18 protein-coding genes and 3 tRNA genes are annotated in these 19972 nt (G+C 61.3%); 9 read left to right on the forward strand and 12 right to left on the reverse strand.

All coding sequences use genetic code 11. From position 1 onward, the window contains the following. Nucleotides 1-103: 103 nt before the first annotated feature. Nucleotides 104-4309 (reverse strand): sensor domain-containing protein, encoded by a 4206-nt coding sequence (locus tag JWV26_RS14735; RefSeq protein ID WP_420890272.1) that lies wholly within the window; start codon nt 4307-4309, stop codon nt 104-106. 401 nt (nt 4310-4710) lie between these two features. On the opposite strand from JWV26_RS14735, the gene ettA reads away from it, so the two are divergent. Beyond that, nucleotides 4711-6378, forward strand: a complete 1668-nt coding sequence (gene ettA, locus JWV26_RS14740; RefSeq protein WP_017678815.1) for an energy-dependent translational throttle protein EttA — start codon at nt 4711-4713, stop codon at nt 6376-6378. 148 nt (nt 6379-6526) lie between these two features. On the opposite strand, the gene JWV26_RS14745 is transcribed toward ettA, so the two are convergent. Further along, nucleotides 6527-6859, reverse strand: coding sequence for a PilZ domain-containing protein (locus JWV26_RS14745; protein ID WP_017678816.1), 333 nt, complete (start codon nt 6857-6859; stop codon nt 6527-6529). A 9-nt stretch (nt 6860-6868) separates the two neighbouring features. Beyond that, on the reverse strand, nt 6869-9190 hold the full coding sequence (locus JWV26_RS14750) for a DUF1631 domain-containing protein (protein WP_206417188.1): 2322 nt from the start codon (nt 9188-9190) through the stop codon (nt 6869-6871). 206 nt (nt 9191-9396) lie between these two features. On the opposite strand from JWV26_RS14750, the gene JWV26_RS14755 reads away from it, so the two are divergent. From JWV26_RS14755 to JWV26_RS14765, 3 genes are all read left to right on the forward strand, one after another. Next, a tRNA-Asn gene (locus JWV26_RS14755) sits at nt 9397-9472 on the forward strand. A 9-nt stretch (nt 9473-9481) separates the two neighbouring features. Further along, nucleotides 9482-9558: transfer RNA gene (locus tag JWV26_RS14760), tRNA-Pro, on the forward strand. Between the two features lie 5 nt (nt 9559-9563). Continuing rightward, nucleotides 9564-9639: transfer RNA gene (locus JWV26_RS14765), tRNA-Lys, on the forward strand. A 275-nt stretch (nt 9640-9914) separates the two neighbouring features. On the opposite strand, the gene JWV26_RS14770 is transcribed toward JWV26_RS14765, so the two are convergent. The 4 genes from JWV26_RS14770 to JWV26_RS14785 form a co-directional block, all read right to left on the reverse strand. Next, on the reverse strand, nt 9915-11216 hold the full coding sequence (locus tag JWV26_RS14770; RefSeq protein ID WP_206417189.1) for an NAD(P)/FAD-dependent oxidoreductase: 1302 nt from the start codon (nt 11214-11216) through the stop codon (nt 9915-9917). A 63-nt stretch (nt 11217-11279) separates the two neighbouring features. Next, nucleotides 11280-11453 carry a DUF3094 domain-containing protein gene (locus tag JWV26_RS14775; protein WP_206417190.1) on the reverse strand — a complete coding sequence of 58 codons (174 nt, stop codon included), beginning with the start codon at nt 11451-11453 and terminating at the stop codon, nt 11280-11282. A gap of 24 nt (nt 11454-11477) precedes the next feature. Continuing rightward, complete coding sequence (locus JWV26_RS14780; protein ID WP_206417191.1) at nt 11478-12026, reverse strand: MOSC domain-containing protein; 549 nt, start codon at nt 12024-12026, stop codon at nt 11478-11480. Further along, nucleotides 12023-12652, reverse strand: coding sequence for a DUF1780 domain-containing protein (locus tag JWV26_RS14785; RefSeq protein ID WP_072423155.1), 630 nt, complete (start codon nt 12650-12652; stop codon nt 12023-12025). The genes JWV26_RS14780 and JWV26_RS14785 overlap by 4 nt, the downstream gene beginning before the upstream one ends. Nucleotides 12653-12865: 213 nt before the next feature. Here JWV26_RS14785 and JWV26_RS14790 point away from each other — a divergent pair, with 213 nt between their 5' ends. Then, complete coding sequence (locus JWV26_RS14790) at nt 12866-13555, forward strand: energy-coupling factor ABC transporter permease (RefSeq protein ID WP_072423154.1); 690 nt, start codon at nt 12866-12868, stop codon at nt 13553-13555. Nucleotides 13556-13662: 107 nt separating this feature from the next. Then, nucleotides 13663-13878, forward strand: coding sequence for a hypothetical protein (locus tag JWV26_RS14795; protein WP_206417192.1), 216 nt, complete (start codon nt 13663-13665; stop codon nt 13876-13878). 96 nt (nt 13879-13974) lie between these two features. On the opposite strand, the gene yacG is transcribed toward JWV26_RS14795, so the two are convergent. From yacG to pilB, 5 genes are all read right to left on the reverse strand, one after another. Further along, complete coding sequence (gene yacG, locus JWV26_RS14800; protein ID WP_004425006.1) at nt 13975-14169, reverse strand: DNA gyrase inhibitor YacG; 195 nt, start codon at nt 14167-14169, stop codon at nt 13975-13977. Then, the gene (gene coaE / locus JWV26_RS14805; protein WP_206417193.1) at nt 14166-14774 is read right to left on the reverse strand and encodes a dephospho-CoA kinase; all 609 of its coding nucleotides are present in this window, start codon (nt 14772-14774) and stop codon (nt 14166-14168) included. The genes yacG and coaE overlap by 4 nt, the downstream gene beginning before the upstream one ends. 177 nt (nt 14775-14951) lie before the next feature. Continuing rightward, complete coding sequence (locus JWV26_RS14810; RefSeq protein WP_206417194.1) at nt 14952-15818, reverse strand: prepilin peptidase; 867 nt, start codon at nt 15816-15818, stop codon at nt 14952-14954. 3 nt (nt 15819-15821) lie between these two features. Continuing rightward, nucleotides 15822-17042, reverse strand: coding sequence for a type II secretion system F family protein (locus JWV26_RS14815; RefSeq protein WP_206417195.1), 1221 nt, complete (start codon nt 17040-17042; stop codon nt 15822-15824). A 3-nt stretch (nt 17043-17045) separates the two neighbouring features. Beyond that, the gene (pilB, locus tag JWV26_RS14820) at nt 17046-18746 is read right to left on the reverse strand and encodes a type IV-A pilus assembly ATPase PilB (protein WP_206417196.1); all 1701 of its coding nucleotides are present in this window, start codon (nt 18744-18746) and stop codon (nt 17046-17048) included. A gap of 228 nt (nt 18747-18974) precedes the next feature. On the opposite strand from pilB, the gene JWV26_RS24525 reads away from it, so the two are divergent. The 3 genes from JWV26_RS24525 (at nt 18975) to JWV26_RS24530 (ending at nt 19904) form a co-directional block, all read left to right on the forward strand. Continuing rightward, the gene (locus tag JWV26_RS24525; protein WP_003242736.1) at nt 18975-19160 is read left to right on the forward strand and encodes a type IV pilin protein; all 186 of its coding nucleotides are present in this window, start codon (nt 18975-18977) and stop codon (nt 19158-19160) included. Nucleotides 19161-19171: 11 nt separating this feature from the next. Beyond that, nucleotides 19172-19627 carry a hypothetical protein gene (locus JWV26_RS14830; RefSeq protein WP_206417197.1) on the forward strand — a complete coding sequence of 152 codons (456 nt, stop codon included), beginning with the start codon at nt 19172-19174 and terminating at the stop codon, nt 19625-19627. Between the two features lie 97 nt (nt 19628-19724). Next, nucleotides 19725-19904 carry a type IV pilin protein gene (locus JWV26_RS24530; protein WP_206417198.1) on the forward strand — a complete coding sequence of 60 codons (180 nt, stop codon included), beginning with the start codon at nt 19725-19727 and terminating at the stop codon, nt 19902-19904. The last annotated feature ends 68 nt before the right edge of the window (nt 19905-19972 follow it).

The raw sequence follows: 19972 nt of genomic DNA on the forward strand, positions 1-19972 counted from the left end.
AGAGGGGGCGGATTCTACCGCAAAGGTCGCATTCAGGCATATGAAGGTCGGTCATGAGCCTGACAAATGGCCTTCATGCTGAGTTGGACCTAGGGCTCGCTCGTCAATTGAGGATGAACAGCGCTGCGCCGCTGAACTGGGCAGTGAGCTGACGTGCAGGCATGGGCCTGCCCAGCAGGAAGCCCTGTACTTCGTCGCAGTCGTGTTCACGAAGGAAGTCCAGTTGGGCCTGGCTCTCCACACCCTCGGCGATCACCATCATGTTCAGGCTGTGCGCCATGGCGATGATGGCGCGGGCGATCTGTGCATCTTGCTCACCATCGGGTAGGCCGTCGACGAAGCTGCGGTCGATCTTCAAAACGTCGATGGGGAACTGCTTGAGGTAGTTCAGCGACGAGTAGCCGGTGCCGAAATCATCCACGGCAATGCACAGGCCCAAACGCTTGAGGTTGCCGAGGGTCTGCATCGCGCTGGCGACGTCACGCATCAGTATGCTTTCGGTCAGCTCCAGCTCCAGGCAGGCCGGGGCTACTCCGGTTCTGGCCAGAATGGCGGCGATGCGTGCGCTCAGATCGCCTTCGGCGAACTGCCGGGCCGACAGATTGACCGAAATCTTGGGGATGCGGATCTTTTCCTCGTGCCAGGCCTTGAGCTGCCGGCAGGCTTCCTCCAGCACCCATTCACCGACCTGCACCACCAGGCCGAGCTCCTCCAGCACCGGGATGAACTCATCCGGTGGCACCAGGCCGCGTGTCGGGTGACTCCAGCGCAACAGCGCCTCGACCCCGGTCAGGCGATTGCCGTCGCCGGAGAACTGCGGCTGATAATGCAGGACGAACTGGCCCTGCTCCTGAGCGTGGCGCAGATCGCTTTCCAGCTCCAGGCGCTCCAGGGCACTGGCGTTCATGTCGGCCTGGTAGAACTGGAAGTTGTTCTTGCCGCGTTCCTTGGCGTGATACATCGCGGTGTCGGCGTTCTTCATCAGTTGGCTCAGCTCGCTACCGTCCTGCGGGGCGAGGGCGATACCGATACTGGCGGTGACGAAGAATTCGCGGCCTTCGAGGACGAAAGGGCGCGCCAGGCTGGAGAGAATCTGCTCGGCGACATGAATGGCGCGATTCAATGCGCCCTCGCGGGTGGCGCGCGGCTGCAGCAGCAGGGTGAATTCGTCGCCGCCCATGCGCGCCACGGTGTCGTCGCCGTCGACACAGGCCGACAGGCGCACGGCCACGTCCTTGAGCATGCGGTCGCCGGCGGCGTGGCCGAGCGAATCGTTGATCGGTTTGAAACGGTCGAGGTCGAGGAACATCAGCACCACCCATTCGTCATGTCGATCCGCATGCTGCAGGGCACTGTGCAGGCGATCCTGGAACAGAGTGCGGTTGGGCAGGTGGGTCAGGGCGTCGTAGTAGGCCAGACGATGGATGCGCTGTTCGCTGGCCTTGCGCTCGCTGATGTCGCTGAAGAAGCACACGTAGCTGACCAGGTCGCCTTCCTCGTCATGCACCGCGGTAATGCCGACCCAGGCCGGGAAATTCTCCCCACCCTTGCGCTTTAGCCACACTTCGCCTTCCCAACTGCCGCGCTGGTTGAGTTGGCCGAGGATGTACTGCAGGTGCGCCGCCTGCTGGCGGTCGGCGGTGAGCATGCCGGGAAGCTGGTCGAGCACCTGGCCGGCGGAATAACCACTGACGCGGCTGAAGGCCTTGTTGACCTGAACGATGTAACCGGCCGGGTCGGTCACCAGAATCGCCGCGGTGGAATGCTCGAATACCGTGGCGGCCATGCGCAGGTCTTTTTCCGCGCGGCGTTGCTGGCTGATGTCGCGGCCAACGCCGAGGATGCCTTCGAAGCGACCGTTCTCGTCCCACATCAGCACCAGGCGCAGTTCCACCGGTATCTTGTGGCCGTCGGCGCGCAGGCAGTCGAAGACGAACAGCTGATCCGGCAGCTCCTCGCGCAGACGCTCGAGGCGGTCACGCTCGCCGAGCGAATCGCGAATCCGCTCGAGCAGCAGGTACAGGCTGGCGAGCTGCTGCGGGTTGGCCGCCAGGCCTTGCAGGCCGTTGGCCGTCACCCATTCGGCGTTGTAGCCGAGCATGGCTTCCACCGACGGGCTGACGTAGTTCAGGGCCAGGCTGTCATCGGTGGAGACGATCACGTCGCTGATGCTTTCCGCCAGCAGGCGGTAGCGTTGCTCGCTGTCGCGCAACGACTGGTTGCGCTCGATCTGCTCGGTGATGTCCTTGGCCACGCCGATCAGCCGGCTGACGCGACCGCGCTCATCACGCGCCAGAGCCTGCTCACGGATGCTGAACCAGTGCCATTGGCCACTGCGGTGACGCCAGCGCAGCACCGATTCGAGCAGCAGGCCGTTGCCGACTACTTTCTGCAGGTTGCGAATGCGCCAGTAGTAGTCGCTGTCGTCCGGGTGCAGTACCTGCTCCCAGAAGTCTCCGGCCATCGCCTTGAGCTCGCTGACGCTATAGCCCAGCTGCAATCCGAGGCTGTGGTTGCTGAACAGCACCTGCCGGTTCTGCATGTCATGCACGTAGAGCAGGTCGGGGACCGAGCGAACCACTTCGGACCAGAAGCGCTCACGCTCGATCAGCGACAGTTCGATGCGCTTGCGGCTGGTGATGTCGCTGATGCTCAAGGTGACGGCCTGATAGTCCTGGAGCATTTCCGGCAGGCGCAGCACCAGCCAGACGTGACGCTGCAAGCCTTGTGCGGTGACCAGCTGGGTTTCCAGCTCCATCAGGTTGGGGCCCTCGAGCACGGCCACGGCCAGGCGGTAACACAGATCGTCGGGCTGTACCGGACCGTTGTCGATCAGTTGCTGCCAGGCCTGTTCGGTGGACTTCACCCCGAGCAGGTTGAGCGCCACCTGGTTGGCCTCGGTAATGCGCAGTTGCTCGACCAGCAGTTGCTGATGCTCGGCATCGGCCTGCAACCAGCGCTGCAGACCCGCCGCATCGCGCAACTTGTGCTGCAGCAACAGGCTGCGCAGGCCGGAAAGGTCGAGCACGCACAGGGCAACACCGGTGCCGTCGAAGATGTCCTGATAGCGCCTGCGGGTTTCCTGCAGTACGCGCATGGCCTGCTGCTCATCGGTCACATCGCGCAGCACCCAGACGTAACCGGCATGACGCCCGACTTCGCTGATATCGCTCCGGGTCACGGCGAACAGTCGCTCGCGCCCCTCGCTTTCGACTCTGATCAGCTCCGGTCCCAGATCGCTGCTCAGTTGTGGGCTGTTGAGCAGCAGCGGGTCGAGATCGGGCAACAGATCAAGCAGATGGAGTTCCCCGGCCACGTCGCTGGGAACCCCGAACAGCGCTTCGGCCTGCGGGTTCAGGTAGCGCACCTTGCCATCGGCCTGGGTCACCAGAATGCGTTCTTCGACGGCTCCGAGCGCGCTGGCGGCCTGGCGCAGCGAGCGGCGTGTTTCGGTATTCAGGCGCTGCAGGCTGCGCTGCTCGCGTTGCAGGCCGTACAGGGCCAGCAGGGTAAGCAGGCTGCACAGCGCGAACAGCAGGAACTTGCCGGCCAGGGTCGGCATCAGCTCGTTGCCGGCGCGTTCTGCATCGAACAGGGCGCGCAGTTGCCAGTCGCTGCCGGGCAGGGTGATCAGTTCCAGGCTTTGTGCCTGTTCTGCCGCAGTAACCGGAGCGATGATGCCGCCAGTCTGTTGCAGGTCATCGGCACGCGCTATCACGCGGTGACTGAGCAGATCTTCGAGCAACCAGTTGTGCTCGCTCTGGTGCTGCTCGCGCAGCCAGCCGCGCAACGCACTGACGCGCATGCGCAATACTCGGTGACTGTCGTCAGGCTGACGCAGCAGCAGGTAGAGCGCGCCGCCGTCCAGTGCGCTGAAAGCGAAGTGATAGGGCGCCGCGCCGCTGCGTTGCTGCTGGCTGCGAATGAAGCTGAGGTCGCGCGACTCGCTGGCGCTGTCGGCCAGCAACTGCCCGTTGGCATCGAGCCAGGCCACGCTGTTGACGGTTGGGAAAATGCTGCGCAATGCCGTAACCAATTCGCTGCCGTCGCCAGCGCGCGCTGGGCTGCTTTGCAGCATTGCCTGGCCCGCCTGCGCCTTGAGGCGCATGTTCAGACTCAGGTGCTTGGCCAGTTGGGCGCTGTAACCCTGGCTCAGTTGCTTCTGACTATCGAGCAACTGGCGGTATTCCTGAGTCAGCTGCCAGGCCAGCAATCCCAGCATCGCCAGCACCAGCACCACCAGTGCACGGCGCAATGCTGCGCGCGACTCGCCCGGGGAGGAGGAAGGCAGGGATGAGGGAGTCGACACGTTCTGTGAACCTGCAGCCAGTGCTGGGCTATTTTAAGCGTTGAGACGCGCGGGCATGCCTGCGCTCGCGCGGGCCGGCTAGAATGCCTGCAAACGTGGCCAAGTGCCAGCTGCGCCGACGAACGTAGGTTTGCCCTGCCACGCACATTCCGGTAGTTTTGCGCCGCGCGCGTGAACTGTCCGCGCGGTACTTGGCGTTCGCTCCGGCAGCGGCTAAGGTCTCTGCAAACGCCCCGCTGCAGGCTTGGTGAAAACTGCCTGCAGCCGGTAATACGGCGGCCAGGCCGGCGCGCAGCAGATGGTCAGACTGTCGGCGTTGCCGGTTTCGTCACTCGCAACGTTATCGCAGTGTCTGCAAGGCCCGCCATTCTCAGCCCTCATTCTCACCAGTCAGGTTCTCCATGGCTCAGTACGTCTACAGCATGCATCGGGTCAGCAAGGTTGTCCCGCCGAAGCGTGAAATTCTCAAGGACATCTCCCTGTCATTCTTCCCAGGCGCCAAGATCGGCGTTCTGGGCCTCAACGGTGCCGGTAAGTCCACGCTGCTGCGCATCATGGCCGGCGTCGATACCGAGATCGACGGCGAAGCCCGTCCGATGCCGGGGATCAAGGTCGGCTACCTGCCGCAGGAGCCGCAGCTCGACCCGAGCAAGACGGTGCGCGACATCGTCGAAGAGGCAGTAGGCGAGATCAAGCAGGCCCAGGCCCGTCTTGACGAGGTCTACGCCGCTTACGCCGAGCCGGACGCCGACTTCGACGCCCTGGCTGCCGAGCAGGCCAAGCTCGAGGCCATTCTGCAGGCTTCCGATGGCCACAACCTGGAGCGGCAGCTGGAAGTCGCCGCCGACGCCCTGCGTCTGCCGGCATGGGACGCCAAGATCGAGCACCTGTCCGGTGGTGAGAAGCGCCGTGTGGCGCTGTGCCGCCTGCTGCTGTCGGCGCCTGACATGCTGCTGCTCGACGAGCCGACCAACCACCTGGACGCCGACTCGGTCGCCTGGCTGGAGCGCTTCCTGCACGATTTCCCCGGCACCGTGGTGGCCATCACCCACGACCGTTATTTCCTCGACAATGTCGCCGGCTGGATTCTCGAACTCGACCGCGGCCACGGTATCCCCTACGAGGGCAACTACTCCGGCTGGTTGGAATCGAAGGCCAACCGTCTGGCTCAGGAAGCCAAGGCCGAGGCGTCGCACGCCAAGGCGATGAAGGCCGAACTGGAGTGGGTACGCCAGGGCGCCAAGGCACGCCAGTCCAAGTCCAAGGCACGTCTGCAGCGCTTCGAGGAAATGCAGTCGCAGGAATTCCAGAAGCGCAGCGAGACCAACGAGATCTACATCCCGGCTGGCCCGCGTCTGGGCGACAAGGTCATCGATTTCCACAATGTATCGAAGTCCTTCGGCGACCGCGTGCTGATCGATGACCTGTCCTTCAGCATCCCCAAAGGCGCCATTGTCGGCGTGATCGGTGGTAACGGCGCTGGTAAGTCGACCCTGCTACGCATGATCACCGGCAAGGAGCAGCCGGACTCCGGCACCATCGAGATCGGTGAAACCGTACAGATCGCCAGCGTCGAGCAGAGCCGCGAGATGCTCGAGGGCAACAAGACCGTGTGGGAGCAGATTTCCGATGGCTTCGACATGATCAAGGTCGGCAACTACGAGGTGCCGTCGCGCGGTTACGTCGGCCGCTTCAACTTCAAGGGCGCCGACCAGCAGAAGTTCGTCAAGGACCTCTCTGGTGGTGAGCGCGGTCGCCTGCACATGGCGCTGACCCTCAAGCAGGGCGGCAACGTACTGCTGCTCGACGAACCGTCCAACGACCTCGACGTGGAAACCCTGCGGGCGCTGGAAGAGGCGCTGCTGGACTTCCCGGGCGCCGCCGTGGTGATTTCCCACGATCGCTGGTTCCTCGACCGTATCGCCACGCACATCCTCTCCTATGAGGACGACGGCAAGGTCAACTTCTTCGAAGGCAACTACACCGAGTTCGAAGCCGACCGCAAGAAACGCCTGGGCGATGCCGCCGCGCAGCCGCATCGTGTGCGTTACAAGAAGCTGGCGCAGTAAGTGTTCGCCAGATGAAAAAACGGAGCCTTCGGGCTCCGTTTTTCGTTGAGGCATGTGGGCTGCGTCAGCCTGCGGACTCCGTTTTGTAGGGTGCGCCGTGCGCACCGGTTGCGCTGGAATATCGGTGCACACAACGCACTCTACCTGCTCAGAGTCTGGCCAGCAGACTCTCCAGTGCCTTGGCCTGATCCTCGGCCAGATCGATGATATGAAAGCCGGCCCAACAATGCTGGCCGTCGGCGCCGGGGCGGCTCCACAGGCAATCGGCGCCCAGGCGCACTTCCTGTACCGCATCGCTACCTGAGGTGCACACCAGGCGGCATTCCAGCACCGCGTCGGCGGTGTGGGGGGTGTCGCTGAACAGCATGAAACCATCGGCAGACAGGTCGACTATCCGCCCCAGGCGCTGGCCGCTGTTCAGGTCGAAGACCTCCAGCTGCATTTCGGTGCCATGGCGGCTGTGTTGACGACGCTCTTCCATGGAAATTCCTCAGCGGGGTTCGGCCGTGCGCCCGGTGAAACGCTGCAGCACACGGTAAATGGCAGTCAGCGCGCGATCCACCAGGGGCGCCGCGCGTTCGGGTGTCACGATTCGGGCCAGGCCCTTTTCCATCTCGCTGGCCAGCAGGGTCAGCGGCTTGATCGCAACGCGCTGGCCGCTGTGGTCGACGAACATGTAGTTGTGCGTGGTCGGGCTGAACCAGGAAAGCTTGAGCACGCGGCTCTTGCCGCCCTCGACGAACTCGAACCAGGTGCCGAACTCGACGCTGGCCAATTCCTTGGCCAGGGCTTGTGCGCGTGCCGAGAGCTTACTGCGCAAAGGTGCCTGGCGAGCCAGATCGGCATCCTCTCCGAGCATGGCGCCCAGGGGACTTTCTGGCAGGGTAGGCTTGAGCTGGGCGGCCAACTGCGGCTGCTTGGCCTGGACTGCATGTTGGCAGGCCACCAGATCCTGCAGCAGGCGGCGGATGCCGTCCTCATGGTAGCCACCGAGCAATTCCAGGCCCTTGCGCAGGTCGCTGAGCATCGGCACGCGCTGTTCCTGCAGCTGCAGCACCTCGGCCTCGCCCAGCGGCGTGCCGCTCCAGGCCAGCTGTTCGGCCACTTCGCAGGAGCGCTTCCACTCCGCGCTCTGTTCGCCATGGCGCAGCAGGACGAACACCAGGACGTCGGCCCAGGTCAGTTCGAGGAAGTTGCGGATGATTGTCGGTAGGTCGCGCTTTCCGACGCATCGCTGAACCACCTCAAGCGCCTGCTCGCGAGCCCCCAGCAGACGATCACGCCCCTTGGCCGCCTCGACCGCGCGGCGCTCGCGCAGTTCGACCTTGTGGCGCAGGGTCTCGACATACTCGTTGAACTCATCGATCAGGCTGTCGAACAGTCCCAGATCACCGCTGAAACCGTGAATCACCCGTTCGACCACCCATTGCATCTTGGCCAGCAGGCTGCGTTCGTCACCTTCGCTGCCATAGAGCACGCCGGCCTGGGCCATGGTGTTGAGCAGGCGTCGCGCCGGATGGTGGTGCTGGGTGAACAGCGCCTTGTCCTGCAGCGCGATTTTCAGATAGGGCGTATGCAGGTGCGAAAGTGCGGTCTTGCAGGCGTCCGGCAGGTTCTCGTCATCGAGGATGAAGTCGAACAGCATGCCAACCAGGTCGATCACGTCGGCTTCCTGATCGGACACCTTGCTGTCGCCTGGCAGGCTGCTGTGCGATTCCAGTTGCTGCTGCAGGTCGGCCTTGAGGCCTTCAACGGCTTGCGGTTGGTGCAGGCGTTGGGCCAGTTCATGGGCCGACTGCTGTTGCATGCGATTGAGCGCGGCAAGCAGTTCGCTGGCGCTGTAGGTACGGCTGGCCTGGCGCGGTGAGAAGCTGACGATGCTCCGTGTGCCGCCCAGCAGCGGGGCGTCCGGGTGGCTCTGGCGGTGTTCGCCGAGTAGGCTGGACAGGCCGCTGAACAGCGCGCCCGGATCGCTCGGCGGCGGTGCGCTGAGATCCAGATCGAACAGCGCCGGCTCTACGGGCGCTGGCGTCGTACCCGGTCTGCCCGCTGTTTGTTGGGGCGCCGGGGCTTCTGGCGCAGGCGCGTCGGGGCGGCTGACGCTTTGATTGATCTGCGCGCTGTACTTGAGGTTGGGCAGCACGCCGGCATCGATCAGGCGCTGGTTGAGTGCGCCATAGAGTGAATCGAGGCTCTGCATCACATGGCGATCGAAGAGCATGTAGAGGATGGTCTTGATCTGCAGTGGGAAGGGGCAGGGCGCCAGCGCATCGCGAAACGCCTGGGCAATGGCCTGTGGACCGAAGGGGTTGCTGTCCTCGCCGAGCTTCTGGCCGTTGTTGAGCAGCGCCAGGCGCTGCTCCAGAGCGAATAGCGGCTGGGTGCAGCGTGCCTTGACCCGGCTGACCATATTGGTGACTTGCAGGGTTTCTTCGTAATCCTCGTTCTGCACCAGGGCCAATTGCTCGGGGTCGACTTCGGCCGGCGTCTGATCCAGCAGCTTGCCGTCGAGGAAATCGGAAAAATTGTTGGCGATGGCCTGGTGGTAGCTGCGCTCGATCTGTGGTCGCTGGCGGCGGATCTCGCGCATGTTATCGAAGAACAACGTCTGCACCTTGTTGTTCTCGGCTTTCTCGGCGCATTCGAACAGGGTGTCATCGACTTGGCCGAATACACCGCTCAGATGCTCCGCCAGTCGATTCATCACCAGTTTGCGGCAGGCTTGTACCAGATCGCTGAAGCGCGGCTGTATACCGCGGCTGGCGAGGCTAACCACCTTGGGATGAATGGGGGGCTTGTCCTGGTTGCTCATGGACTGTCCTGGCTGGCGTCGTCGGCTGGCGCGTCCTGCGTCGTGCCGCAGTTCGATGAAACATATAGTAGTCCATGGCTTGCCTGCAAAGCATTGTCGTAAAAGCAGTTTGCAGGGGTTGACAGGGAAATTTTGCTACGTAAAATGGCGCGCCTCTGAAGCGGTAAAGCGAAAGCCAAAGCGCAGCAGAGCTGGAAGACCGAAGTTCCGCGATAGCTCAGTCGGTAGAGCAAATGACTGTTAATCATTGGGTCCCTGGTTCGAGTCCAGGTCGCGGAGCCAACTTCCTATCGGGGTATAGCGCAGTCCGGTAGCGCGCTTGCTTTGGGAGCAAGATGTCGGGAGTTCGAATCCCCCTACCCCGACCATATTTGGGTCGTTAGCTCAGTTGGTAGAGCAGTTGGCTTTTAACCAATTGGTCGTAGGTTCGAATCCTACACGACCCACCACTACAACGAAAAAGCCCGCCTAGTGCGGGCTTTTTCGTTTCTGCGCCTTACGCGGTGCTTGGCCGTCTCGCATTTCAGGCACGGCTCGGTGCTGCGCCCGATGCGATCACTGAGCATCGGCCCGTAGGGTGGGCTTTAGCCCACCAGCGTTGGTCGACGTGGGCTGAGGCCCACCCTACAAGACTAGAATCGCGCTGCGTGCTTGTCTCCCCTCTCCCGCTTGCGGGAGAGGGGCTGGGGGAGAGGGGCATCAGAAGGCCGCATGGCGGCCGCTATCAATGCAGCTTTAGACGCGGCTCGGTGCTGCGCCCGATGCGATCGCTGAGCATCAGCAGCAGGGTGCGTGGTACGCCATACAGGGCCATCTGATGCATGCGATACAGCGACACGTAGAACACCCGTGCGAGCCAGCCTTCGAGCATGACGCTGCCGGTCAGGTTGCCCATCAGGTTACCCACCGCGGAGAAGCTTGACAGCGAAATCAGCGAGCCGTAATCGCGATAGCGGTATTCCGGCAGCGGCTGGGCGCTGATCTTCAAGCGTAGTGACTTGGCCAGCAGCGATGCCTGCTGATGCGCTGCCTGGGCGCGTGGCGGCACGTTGCGGCCCTCAGTGCCCGGCTGCGGACAGGCTGCGCAGTCGCCGAAGGCGAACACGTCGTCATCGAGCGTCGTTTGCAGGGTCGGACGAACCTGCAGCTGATTGATACGGTTGCTCTCCAGGCCGTCGAGATCCTTGAGAAAGCCGGGTGCGCGAATGCCGGCAGCCCAGACTTTCAGGCTGGCCGGGATGAAGTTGCCGTCGGCGGTTTTCAGGCCGTCGGCAGTCACTTCGCTGACGGCCGCACCGGTCAGTACGGTGACGCCGAGCTTCTCCAGGGTCTGATGCACCGGCCGCGCGATGCGCTCGGGCAGGGCTGGCAGTACACGCGGCCCGGCCTCGATCAGGGTGATACGCATGTCTTCGGGGCGAATGCGATTGAGGCCATAGGCAGCCAGCTGCTTGGCGGCGTGGTGCAGTTCTGCTGCCAGCTCGACCCCGGTGGCGCCAGCGCCGACGATGGCGATATCGATCTTCGAGCCGTCTTCGCTCTCGTTGGCATGTGCACGCAGGTAGTGGCTGAGCATGCGGCGATGGAAGCGCTCGGCCTGCGCGCGGGTGTCGAGGAAAATGCAGTGCTCGGCGGCACCAGGCGTGCCGAAGTCATTGGTGGTGCTGCCAACGGCAATGACCAGGCTGTCGTAGGTGATGCGGCGTTCAGGCATCAGTACCTGGCCGTCGTCATCCAGCGTCGGTGCCAGGGTGATGCTCTTGCTGGCACGGTCGAGGCCGGACATGCGCCCGAGCTGGAATTCGAAATGGTTCCACTTGGCCTGGGCCACGTAGTTCAGTTCGTCTTCCGAGGAGTTCAGCGAGCCGGCAGCCACCTCGTGCAGCAGGGGCTTCCAGATGTGGGTGAGGTTGGCGTCGACCAGAATGATTCGGGCCGCGCCACTCTTGCCCAGTTTTCTACCCAGACGGGTGGCCAGCTCCAAACCGCCGGCGCCGCCGCCGACAATCACGATGCGATGGGACATGAATATTGCTCACAAGGCTTTGAAAAAGACGGTGTGAGTGCGAGAGGGCGAGCGCAAGGCAGCTCATAGCACCAGTCGACTCAGAAAGCGGCTCAGCAGGCCCAGGCCAATGGTCACGACCATGACCACCGTCAGCAGACGCCAAACGCGAAACGGCTGACGTTCAACCTGATGCTGCGGTGCGCTCAGGTATTGGTCGACTTTCTGTTGGTCTTCGGGGCTCAGGCGACTGGTCATGGGTGGGCCTCTGCTTGAATGCGGCTATTCTAGGCGTGCCCGCCAGCCTTGGCGAGCGTCGTTGTCCTGCGGGTCAGATATCGTTTCGAGGGGTTCCACACTTACTGTGTCCTCCAGGCGGATGATGCCGCCCTCGATCACGCGAGCGGTAATGCCGCCATGGCCACGCATGGCCTGGAAGGTGCCGCGACCGAGGCGTTCCTCCAGGCGGGCGCAGGGTTGGCACCAACCGGTGGTTTCCAGCAGCGCCTGGCCAATGCGAAAGCGCCGGCCCTTGAGGCTGAACAGATTGATGCCAGCGACTGCGATATTGCGGCGCAGCTCGCTGGGCGGCATGGGCGCATCGCGGCCGAGCAAGGCGGCAACGACGGCCAGGTGTTCCCACTGGATCAGCGTGACCTGCCGCGCATTGCGTGGCCCTGGGCGGCTGTGGTCGCCGGTCAGGCCGGCTTCACGCCGCGCTTCCACGGCCACGACTTCGAGCATCGCCTCGCGCGCCCTGGGGCGCACGCCTATCCAGCGCACCTGGCCGACTTGCGGCACGTCGGCGAGTAATTCCTGCAAGGGGCTCACAGGCCGATACCGATGTCGAACAGCAGACTGCGGCCGAGGTTTTGCCGTAGAAAATCCGGCGCGTCCGGGTGAGCGAACAGTACTCGGGCGAAGCGCGGGCCAACCAGCGACAGCGAGCGCCAGCCTTGGCGCAGGTATTCGGTAGGGGGCGGGAAGTGGCTGTTGCAGTCGAGCACGGCGCGCTTGAGGCTGACGAAGGCGATCAGGTCGAGTTCGCCGAGGTCGATGCCACGCTCGCGGTAGTTATGCGCCTTCTTGCGCAGGGTCGGCGCCAGCCGCGCCTGCATTTCGCTGGCGGGAATGCGTTTGGGGCGCGCTTCACGGCGTACCAGCTGGCTCAGGGAAAAGGCGCTGCGGCGCCGCTCCAGTTCGGCGCGCCACTCGTCATTGAGGCGCCGGCCTTCATCGAGCACGAAAAACACTTCGAAGTTGGCATCGCGAAACAGCACATCCGGCGGCTCCTGGCCGCTGGGAGTGAAGTCATCGCTATGGTGACGCACGTTCAGCGCTTGCAGCAGGCGTTGACAGACCCAACGCTCACGCTCCCATTTCTTGGCGTTGGAGAGGAAGGCATTGGCTTGTTCGGCCTGGTGCGTAAGTAAGCGCAGATAGTCGGAATCGTCCATGTCTGAAGCTTAGCCGCAGCGCTTACCCGCATGCCAGTGCCTGCAGCTCCAGTCGTTCCAGTGAGCGTGGAAATCCAGCTGGGCTTTTGGGGGGGCTGTTGTCGATCAATGGCAGGGCAGTCGCCGTTACAGTTGCTCTGCCGGAAAAATCAAATCCGAGTGCCGGTGTAGACTGCTTGGCATGGCGATGAATGAAGGAGAGGGTGTGCGCGCATGATCGCTTCCAACCTGCTGGCGTTCTCTACCTTGCTGGGCGGCTGGCTGGTCTACGGGCTGGCGCTGCTCTGGGCGATAACACGGACGCCCTGGGTCGAGCTGTTCAGTGATCTGCGCCGCCAGCATCTGCTGTTCGGCACCATGCTCGCGCTGTTTCTACTCTGGCTGGTGCGCCGCGATTTCGACTCTGGGCTTTCCTATCACTTCATCGGTATGACCGCCGTAACCCTGTTGCTTGATTGGCCACTTGCCGTCCTGGCTGGCCTGGCGGCGCAGCTTGGTCTGCTGGCTATCGGTCGCATGGACCTGGCCTCGCTCGGCATCAACGGCGTGCTGCTGGTGTTGACTCCGGTGCTGGTCACCGAGCTGTGCGCAATCCGTGTCGAGCGCGCGCAGCCACGTAACCTGTTCGTCTACATCTTCTTCTGCGGTTTCTTTCCAGCGGCGTTGGCGACGTTGATGACGCTGCTCGGCGGCCTTGCCTTGTTATGGATGGACGGGCTGTTCCCCATGCCGCCCTGGCTGTACGACTTTGCCGGCTATCTGTGGCTGGTGGCGTTCCCCGAGGCCTTTATCAACGGCACCATCGTCACCGCGTTGGTGGTGTTCTACCCGGACTGGCTGGAAACCTTCAACCGCAGCCGCTATCTGCAGGCGCCCTGGAAGGAGGGTGATCGCGGCGAGTGAATGGCGTTGTATTGGCCGATTGAATGGCGCGGCCGAGATTGATCTTCGTCAATGATCAGAGCGGGCCTGCCGCCATGCTGTGAAAAACGCCTGCGAGGGGCTTGAACATGAGTATTCACAGTTGGGCCAGAAGCGCCCTGCACGATGATTTGCGCGACGGCGAGGCCCAGGGTTTCGAGCGTCTGATGGTGTTGCGTGCGCTGCTGGCGGAAATCGTGCAGCAGAACAAGGCGCTGCGTGTCTCTCAGGAACTGGCCAGCGTACTGCAGTTTCTCGCCGACAACCTCGACGATGATCGCGATTACGCCTTCATGCGCCCCTGAGTGCCGTAAGGTGCGCCGTGCGCACCGCCTGCGCGCATGATGCTGATGGTGTTCCGTAGGCGCTACCGTAGGAGAGGCTTCAGCCGCGATTGCTCGTCAATGCGGCCTTGTCGGCAGGTCGCCGCTGAACATCTCGTCTTCCAGGTCATTGCCGGGAATCGCATGTTCTTCGGCGGCCCAGGCGCCCAGATCGATCAGCTTGCAGCGCTCGCAGCAGAAGGGACGGTAGGTGTTTTCGGCTTTCCACTCGACGGGGGCGCTACAGGTTGGGCATTGAACGGTAATGGTCATGGCTGGCCTCCACGCAGGGTCAGATAGAAGTTGTGCAGGCGCTCGACCTCCGCGTCCAGCCAGGCCATATCACGATCATTGACCAGCACGTCGTGAGCATGGCGCAGGCGCTCTTCGCGGCTGGCTTGGGCCTGCATGATGGCGCGAACCTGTTCTTCGGAACTCTGGTCGCGCGCGATGGTGCGTTGCACCTGCAGCTCGGCAGGCGTGTCGACGACCAATATGCGTTGGGTCATCTGCCGCTGGCCGGACTCGACCAGTAGTGGTGACACCAGAATGGCATAGGGCGATTCTGCGCGCGCCAGCACCTGAACGATCTCCTGACCGATCAGCGGATGCAGCAGGCCTTCCAGCCAGCGGCGTTGCTCCGGGGCGGCAAATATCAGCTTGCGCAGTGCGGCGCGGTCCAGTTCGCCATTGGCTTGCAGTACGCCTGCACCAAAGTGCTCGACGATCCTGGCCAGCGCCGGGCGCCCCGGCTCCACCACCCAGCGCGCCGCATGGTCGGCGTCCACCACGTGCACGCCACGCTCGATAAAGCCTTGCGCCACCGCGCTCTTGCCGCTGCCAATGCCGCCAGTCAGGCCGAGTATCCAGGGTTTCATAACGCCAATGCGGTCTCGTTACTGCTCAAGGCCGCGATTGTAGGGGGGATTTCGATGTGATGCGAATCGCGTGTGCCGCGATCCGTCATCCCCGCGAAGGCGGGGACCCAGCTTGTGGAGTCAGGATAACTCCTGGGCTCCCGCCTTCGCGGGAGTGACGAATGTTGTTGGGTTAGCTCAAAACCCAGCGAACTTCAGATAGCTGCCGGTAATCACATCACCCCACAGCAGGGCGATCCACCCGGCAATCGCCAGATAAGGGCCGAAGGGAATCGGCGTGCCGGAATCACTGCCACGCATGCGCAGCAGAATCACACCTAGCACCGCCCCGACCAGCGACGACAGCAGAATGGTCAACGGCAGAATCTGCCAGCCACCCCAGGCGCCGAGCATCGCCAGCAGCTTGAAGTCACCGTAACCCATGCCTTCCTTGCCGGTGATCAGCTTAAACAGCCAATACACTGACCACAGGCTCAGGTAACCGGCAATCGCCCCCCACAGAGCATCTTCCAAGCTGGTGAACAACCCGAAGTAATTGACGATCAAGCCCAGCCACAGCAACGGCAGCACCAGTACATCCGGCAGAATCTGGTGATCAGCATCGATCAGACTCATCGCCAGCAGCCCCCAGGCCAGCACCAGCATCGCCCCGGCCTGCCAGGTGAAACCGAAATGCCAGGCGACGTAAGCGGAAAGCAGCCCGCAGGCCAGTTCAACGATGGGGTAACGCTTGCTGATCGGTGTCTTGCAGTTCGAACACTTGCCGCGCAGAAACAGGTAGCTGATGACCGGGATGTTCTCCCAGGGTTTTATCTCATGGCCGCAATCAGGGCATGAGGAGTTGGGCAGAAGCAGGTTGAAGGTTTCTGCTGGTGCGGCGGGCGGTAACTCCAGTACCTCCCGAGCCTGGCCTTGCCAATCGCGCAGCAGCATCAGCGGCAGACGGTAGACCACGACGTTGAGGAAGCTGCCGATCAGTAGACCGAAAATCGCACAGGCAAAAACAAAGGCCGACAGATTGTCGGCCATAAAGTCGAACGCCATGTTTTAGCCAACCACCGAACCGAGTTGGAAGATGGGGAGATACATGGCGATGATCAGGCCGCCGACCAGCACACCGAGCACAGACATGATCAGTGGCTCCATCAGCGTGGTGAGGTTATCTACCGCGTTGTCCACTTCTTCTTCATAGTAACCGGCGGTTTTATCCAGCATTTCATCCAGAGAACCGGCCTCTTCACCGATGGCGGTCATCTGTACGGCCATGGTTGGGAAAATCCCGGTGTTGCGCATGGAGAAGTTGAGCTGCGAGCCTGATGAGACATCATTCTTGATACGGTTGACCGCATTGCGAAACACCACGTTGCCGGTCGCGCCCGCCACGGAGTCCAGTGCGTCAACCAGTGGTACGCCAGCAGCAAACGTGGTTGCCAGGGTTCGAGCAAAGCGCGCGACTACAGCCTTGTACAGAATGGGGCCAACGATGGGGGCTTTGAGCAGCGCTCGGTCTAGTGAGTCGCGAAACTTCTCCGAGCGTTTGTACATCTGGCCGAAGCTGTAGAACGAGATGAAGATCGCGAACAGTACTAGGAACCACCACTCCTGCAGCCATCTGGAAAGGTTGACCACCACCATCGTAAAGGCAGGGAGCTGTGCGCCAAAGCCTTCGAATACGCTCTCGAACTGCGGTACGACCTTGATCAACAGAATCGCCGTGACGATCACTGCCACCACGACTACCGCAATAGGGTAGGTCATGGCCTTCTTGATCTTGGCTTTCAGCGCTTCGGTTTTTTCCTTATAGGTGGCGACCCTGTCGAGCAATGTTTCCAGGGCACCGGACTGTTCGCCGGAGTCGACCAGGTTGCAGTACAAGTCATCGAAATACATCGGCTTTTTACGTAGCGAGGTGGCGAAGCTATTGCCCGCAGCTACTTCCTGCTTGATCTCATCGATTAGCTTGCGCATGTTCGGGTTGTCGAAGCCTTCGGCGATAATGTCGAACGACTGCAGCAGTGGCACGCCAGCTTTCATCATGGTGGCCATCTGGCGGGTGAACAAGGCGATATCCATCGGCTTGATCTTCTTGCCCGCGCTGAAAAGAGAAGCTGCCTTTTTACGCACCTTGAGTGGGTTGATGCCCTGCTTGCGCAGTTGGGCCTTGACCAGTGCGGGAGATTGGCCGGAAATCTCTCCCTTGATCTTGCCGCCTTTTCTATCGGTACCTTCCCAGGCGAATACGCTGGTTTTCAGTGCTTTTTCCGCCATGGATTAATCCTTGGTCACACGGTTGACTTCTTCCAGGCTGGTGATGCCCTGCATCGCCTTGAGCAGGCCGGAAGTTCGGAGGTCATTGAAGCCGTCGGCTTTCGCCTGCGCGGCGATTTCGATGGAGTTGCCTTCCTCCATGATAATGCGTTGCAGGGAGGGCGTGATTTTAACTACTTCATAAATCCCCACCCTTCCTTTATAGCCGCCTTTGCAATTGTCACAGCCGTTGGGGGCAAAAAGCTTGAAGCTGCCAATCTTGCTTTCAGGAAAGCCTTCTTTCAGCAAGGCCTCGCGCGGTAGTGCGACTTCCTTCTTGCAACTGCAGAGTTTGCGCGCCAGGCGCTGGGCGATAATCAGGTTGACCGAGGTGGCGATGTTGAATGCCGGCACGCCCATGTTGCGCAGGCGTGTCAGGGTTTCCGCAGCGCTATTGGTGTGCAGGGTGGACATCACCATATGCCCGGTCTGCGCGGCCTTGATGGCGATTTCGGCGGTTTCCAGGTCGCGGATCTCACCCACCATGATCACGTCCGGGTCCTGGCGCAGGAAGGCGCGCAGGGCCTGGGCGAAATCCATGCCGTGTTTCGGGTTGACGTTGACCTGGTTGATGCCTTCCAGGTTGATTTCCACCGGATCTTCCGCGGTGGAAATATTGATGTCCGTGGTGTTGAGAATATTCAGGCCGGTATAAAGCGATACCGTTTTGCCTGAGCCGGTTGGGCCGGTCACCAGAATCATGCCTTGCGGCTGCTTCAGAGCTGTCATGTACAGCTCTTTCTGTTCCTCTTCATAGCCGAGTGCATCGATACCCATCTGCGCACTGGTGGGGTCGAGAATCCGCATCACGATTTTCTCGCCCCAGAGGGTGGGCAGGGTGTTGACGCGAAAGTCGATGGCTTTGGTCTTGGATACCTTCATCTTGATCCGGCCGTCCTGCGGCTTGCGCCGCTCGGAGATATCCAGTTGGGCCATGACCTTGAGGCGGGCGGAAAGTCTGCTGGCTAGCTGGATGGGCGGGCGGGCTACCTCATGCAGCATGCCGTCGGTGCGAAAACGTACACGGTAGGCTTTTTCGTAGGGCTCGAAGTGCAGGTCGGATGAGCCACCCTTGATGGCGTCCAGCAGCATCTTGTTGATGAAGCGCACTACAGGCGCATCGTCAGAATCGTTAACCGCGCCAGCATCGTCCGCTTCATCGCTGACGGCTTCGACATCCAGTCCGTCCAGATCGACGTCAGCCAGATCTTCCATGCCGCTTGTACCGGAATCGAAAAACTTGTCCAGTGCGTCGCCCAGCTTGTCATCTTCGACCAGCAGGGCTTCGGTACTGATGCCGGTGCTGAACTGAACATCGGTAAGGGCCTGGTGATTGGTCGGGTCGGACAGAGCGATGAACAGCTTGTTGCCGCGACGGTAGAGCGGCAACACGCGGTGCTGGCGGCACAGTTTCTCGCTGACGAGATCCTTCGGTTGGTGCTCCTTGTCTACTGCGCTGAGGTCGAAGTAGGGCACGCCGAACTGCTCGGCGGCGATCTCGGCCACGGCACGGCTCGAGGCCAACTTGTTCTGTACCAGATAGGACACCAGCGGAATCTTGTTGCGCAGTGCCTGGGCAAAGGCCTGGCTGGCGGTGCGTTCGTCGATAAGGCTGGCATTGACCAGCTGGCGGGCGAGGCCGGTGAGTTGGGCGGTATCGCTCATGATGCAGGCGCTTGATCCGAGGATTGATGCTGCTTATATAGCCCATATTACGTCTCGGCCCAAGCGTAGTTATCTGATGTGACCAAATGCGTCACATGCTGCCGAATTCCTGTGATGTGAATAGGTGGAGGACGCTGGATATCCTTGAAAAAGCGGTATTTCAGAGTTGGCACGCGACCTGCTAAGTATTTCTCAGGTCACTGACCTTAACCACATAGGAGTTAATCCATGAAGTCTCTGAAGAAGCAAAAGGGTTTCACCCTGATCGAGCTGATGATCGTCGTTGCGATCATCGGTATTCTCGCCGCCATCGCTATCCCGCAGTTCAACGAGTATCGCGCCAAGGCGAACGACTCCACTGCTCAGGCTGATGTGAAAAACTCCATCAGCGTTATGACTGCCGCTCAGCGCTAAGGGTGACCGATATGAAAAAGAATCTGCTGGCTCTGTTCGCCGCTTCTGCTGTTGTTTTCAGTTCCTCTCTCTTTGCCGCTCCTGCTGCAATTGAGAGTGGTGAAGCTATTACCACCACCGAGTGCGCTATTCTGGGCGATACCGTTCGCCTTAACCTCTCGAAGGGAGTTTATGGCGCATACAATTGTGATGAGGCTCGTAATGCGATCAACGTAGGTGCTTGCCACACTACTGGTAGCCGCAGCACTACTCTGACTTGTGCTCAGATCGGTGTGGATGCCAACGGCGATGCCGTTTATAACGATACGCAGTGCAGTGCAGCCAATGCTGGCGAGAGTGTGACTGTTACCAACCCAAGTTATCGTGGTTTCCGTGCCTCCAGCACAGGTGGCACTGTTGGTGCTCAATCCCTGAGCGCAAACTGCGATGAAAACGCACCTACCGGGCAACTGGTTAGCTTCCAGTAATTTTTCTAGTTACTGCTAAGTTCGAGGCCGTGGGGGAGCATCTTCACGGCCTTTTTTTTGGTAAAGCTTAAATTTTGAAAGTGGGGGCGCGTGCTTTATGCGTTCTAAAAATTCCGGCTTCACATTGATCGAATTGATGATCGTGGTCGCCATTATCGGCATTCTTGCCGCCATCGCCATTCCTCAGTTCAATGAGTATCGCGCCAAGGCGAACGACGCCAATGCCCAAGCCGACGTCAAGAACTCTTTGTGGATCATGGCTTCCTCGCGGAAGTGATCTGCGCGCTTATGTAGCGATCCTGTTTGCGGTATAACAGTTAATTTTTCACTGTCCAGATACCCTCT

The sequence above is a fragment of the Ectopseudomonas toyotomiensis genome, assembly GCF_017167985.1.
Classification (GTDB): domain Bacteria; phylum Pseudomonadota; class Gammaproteobacteria; order Pseudomonadales; family Pseudomonadaceae; genus Aquipseudomonas; species Aquipseudomonas toyotomiensis.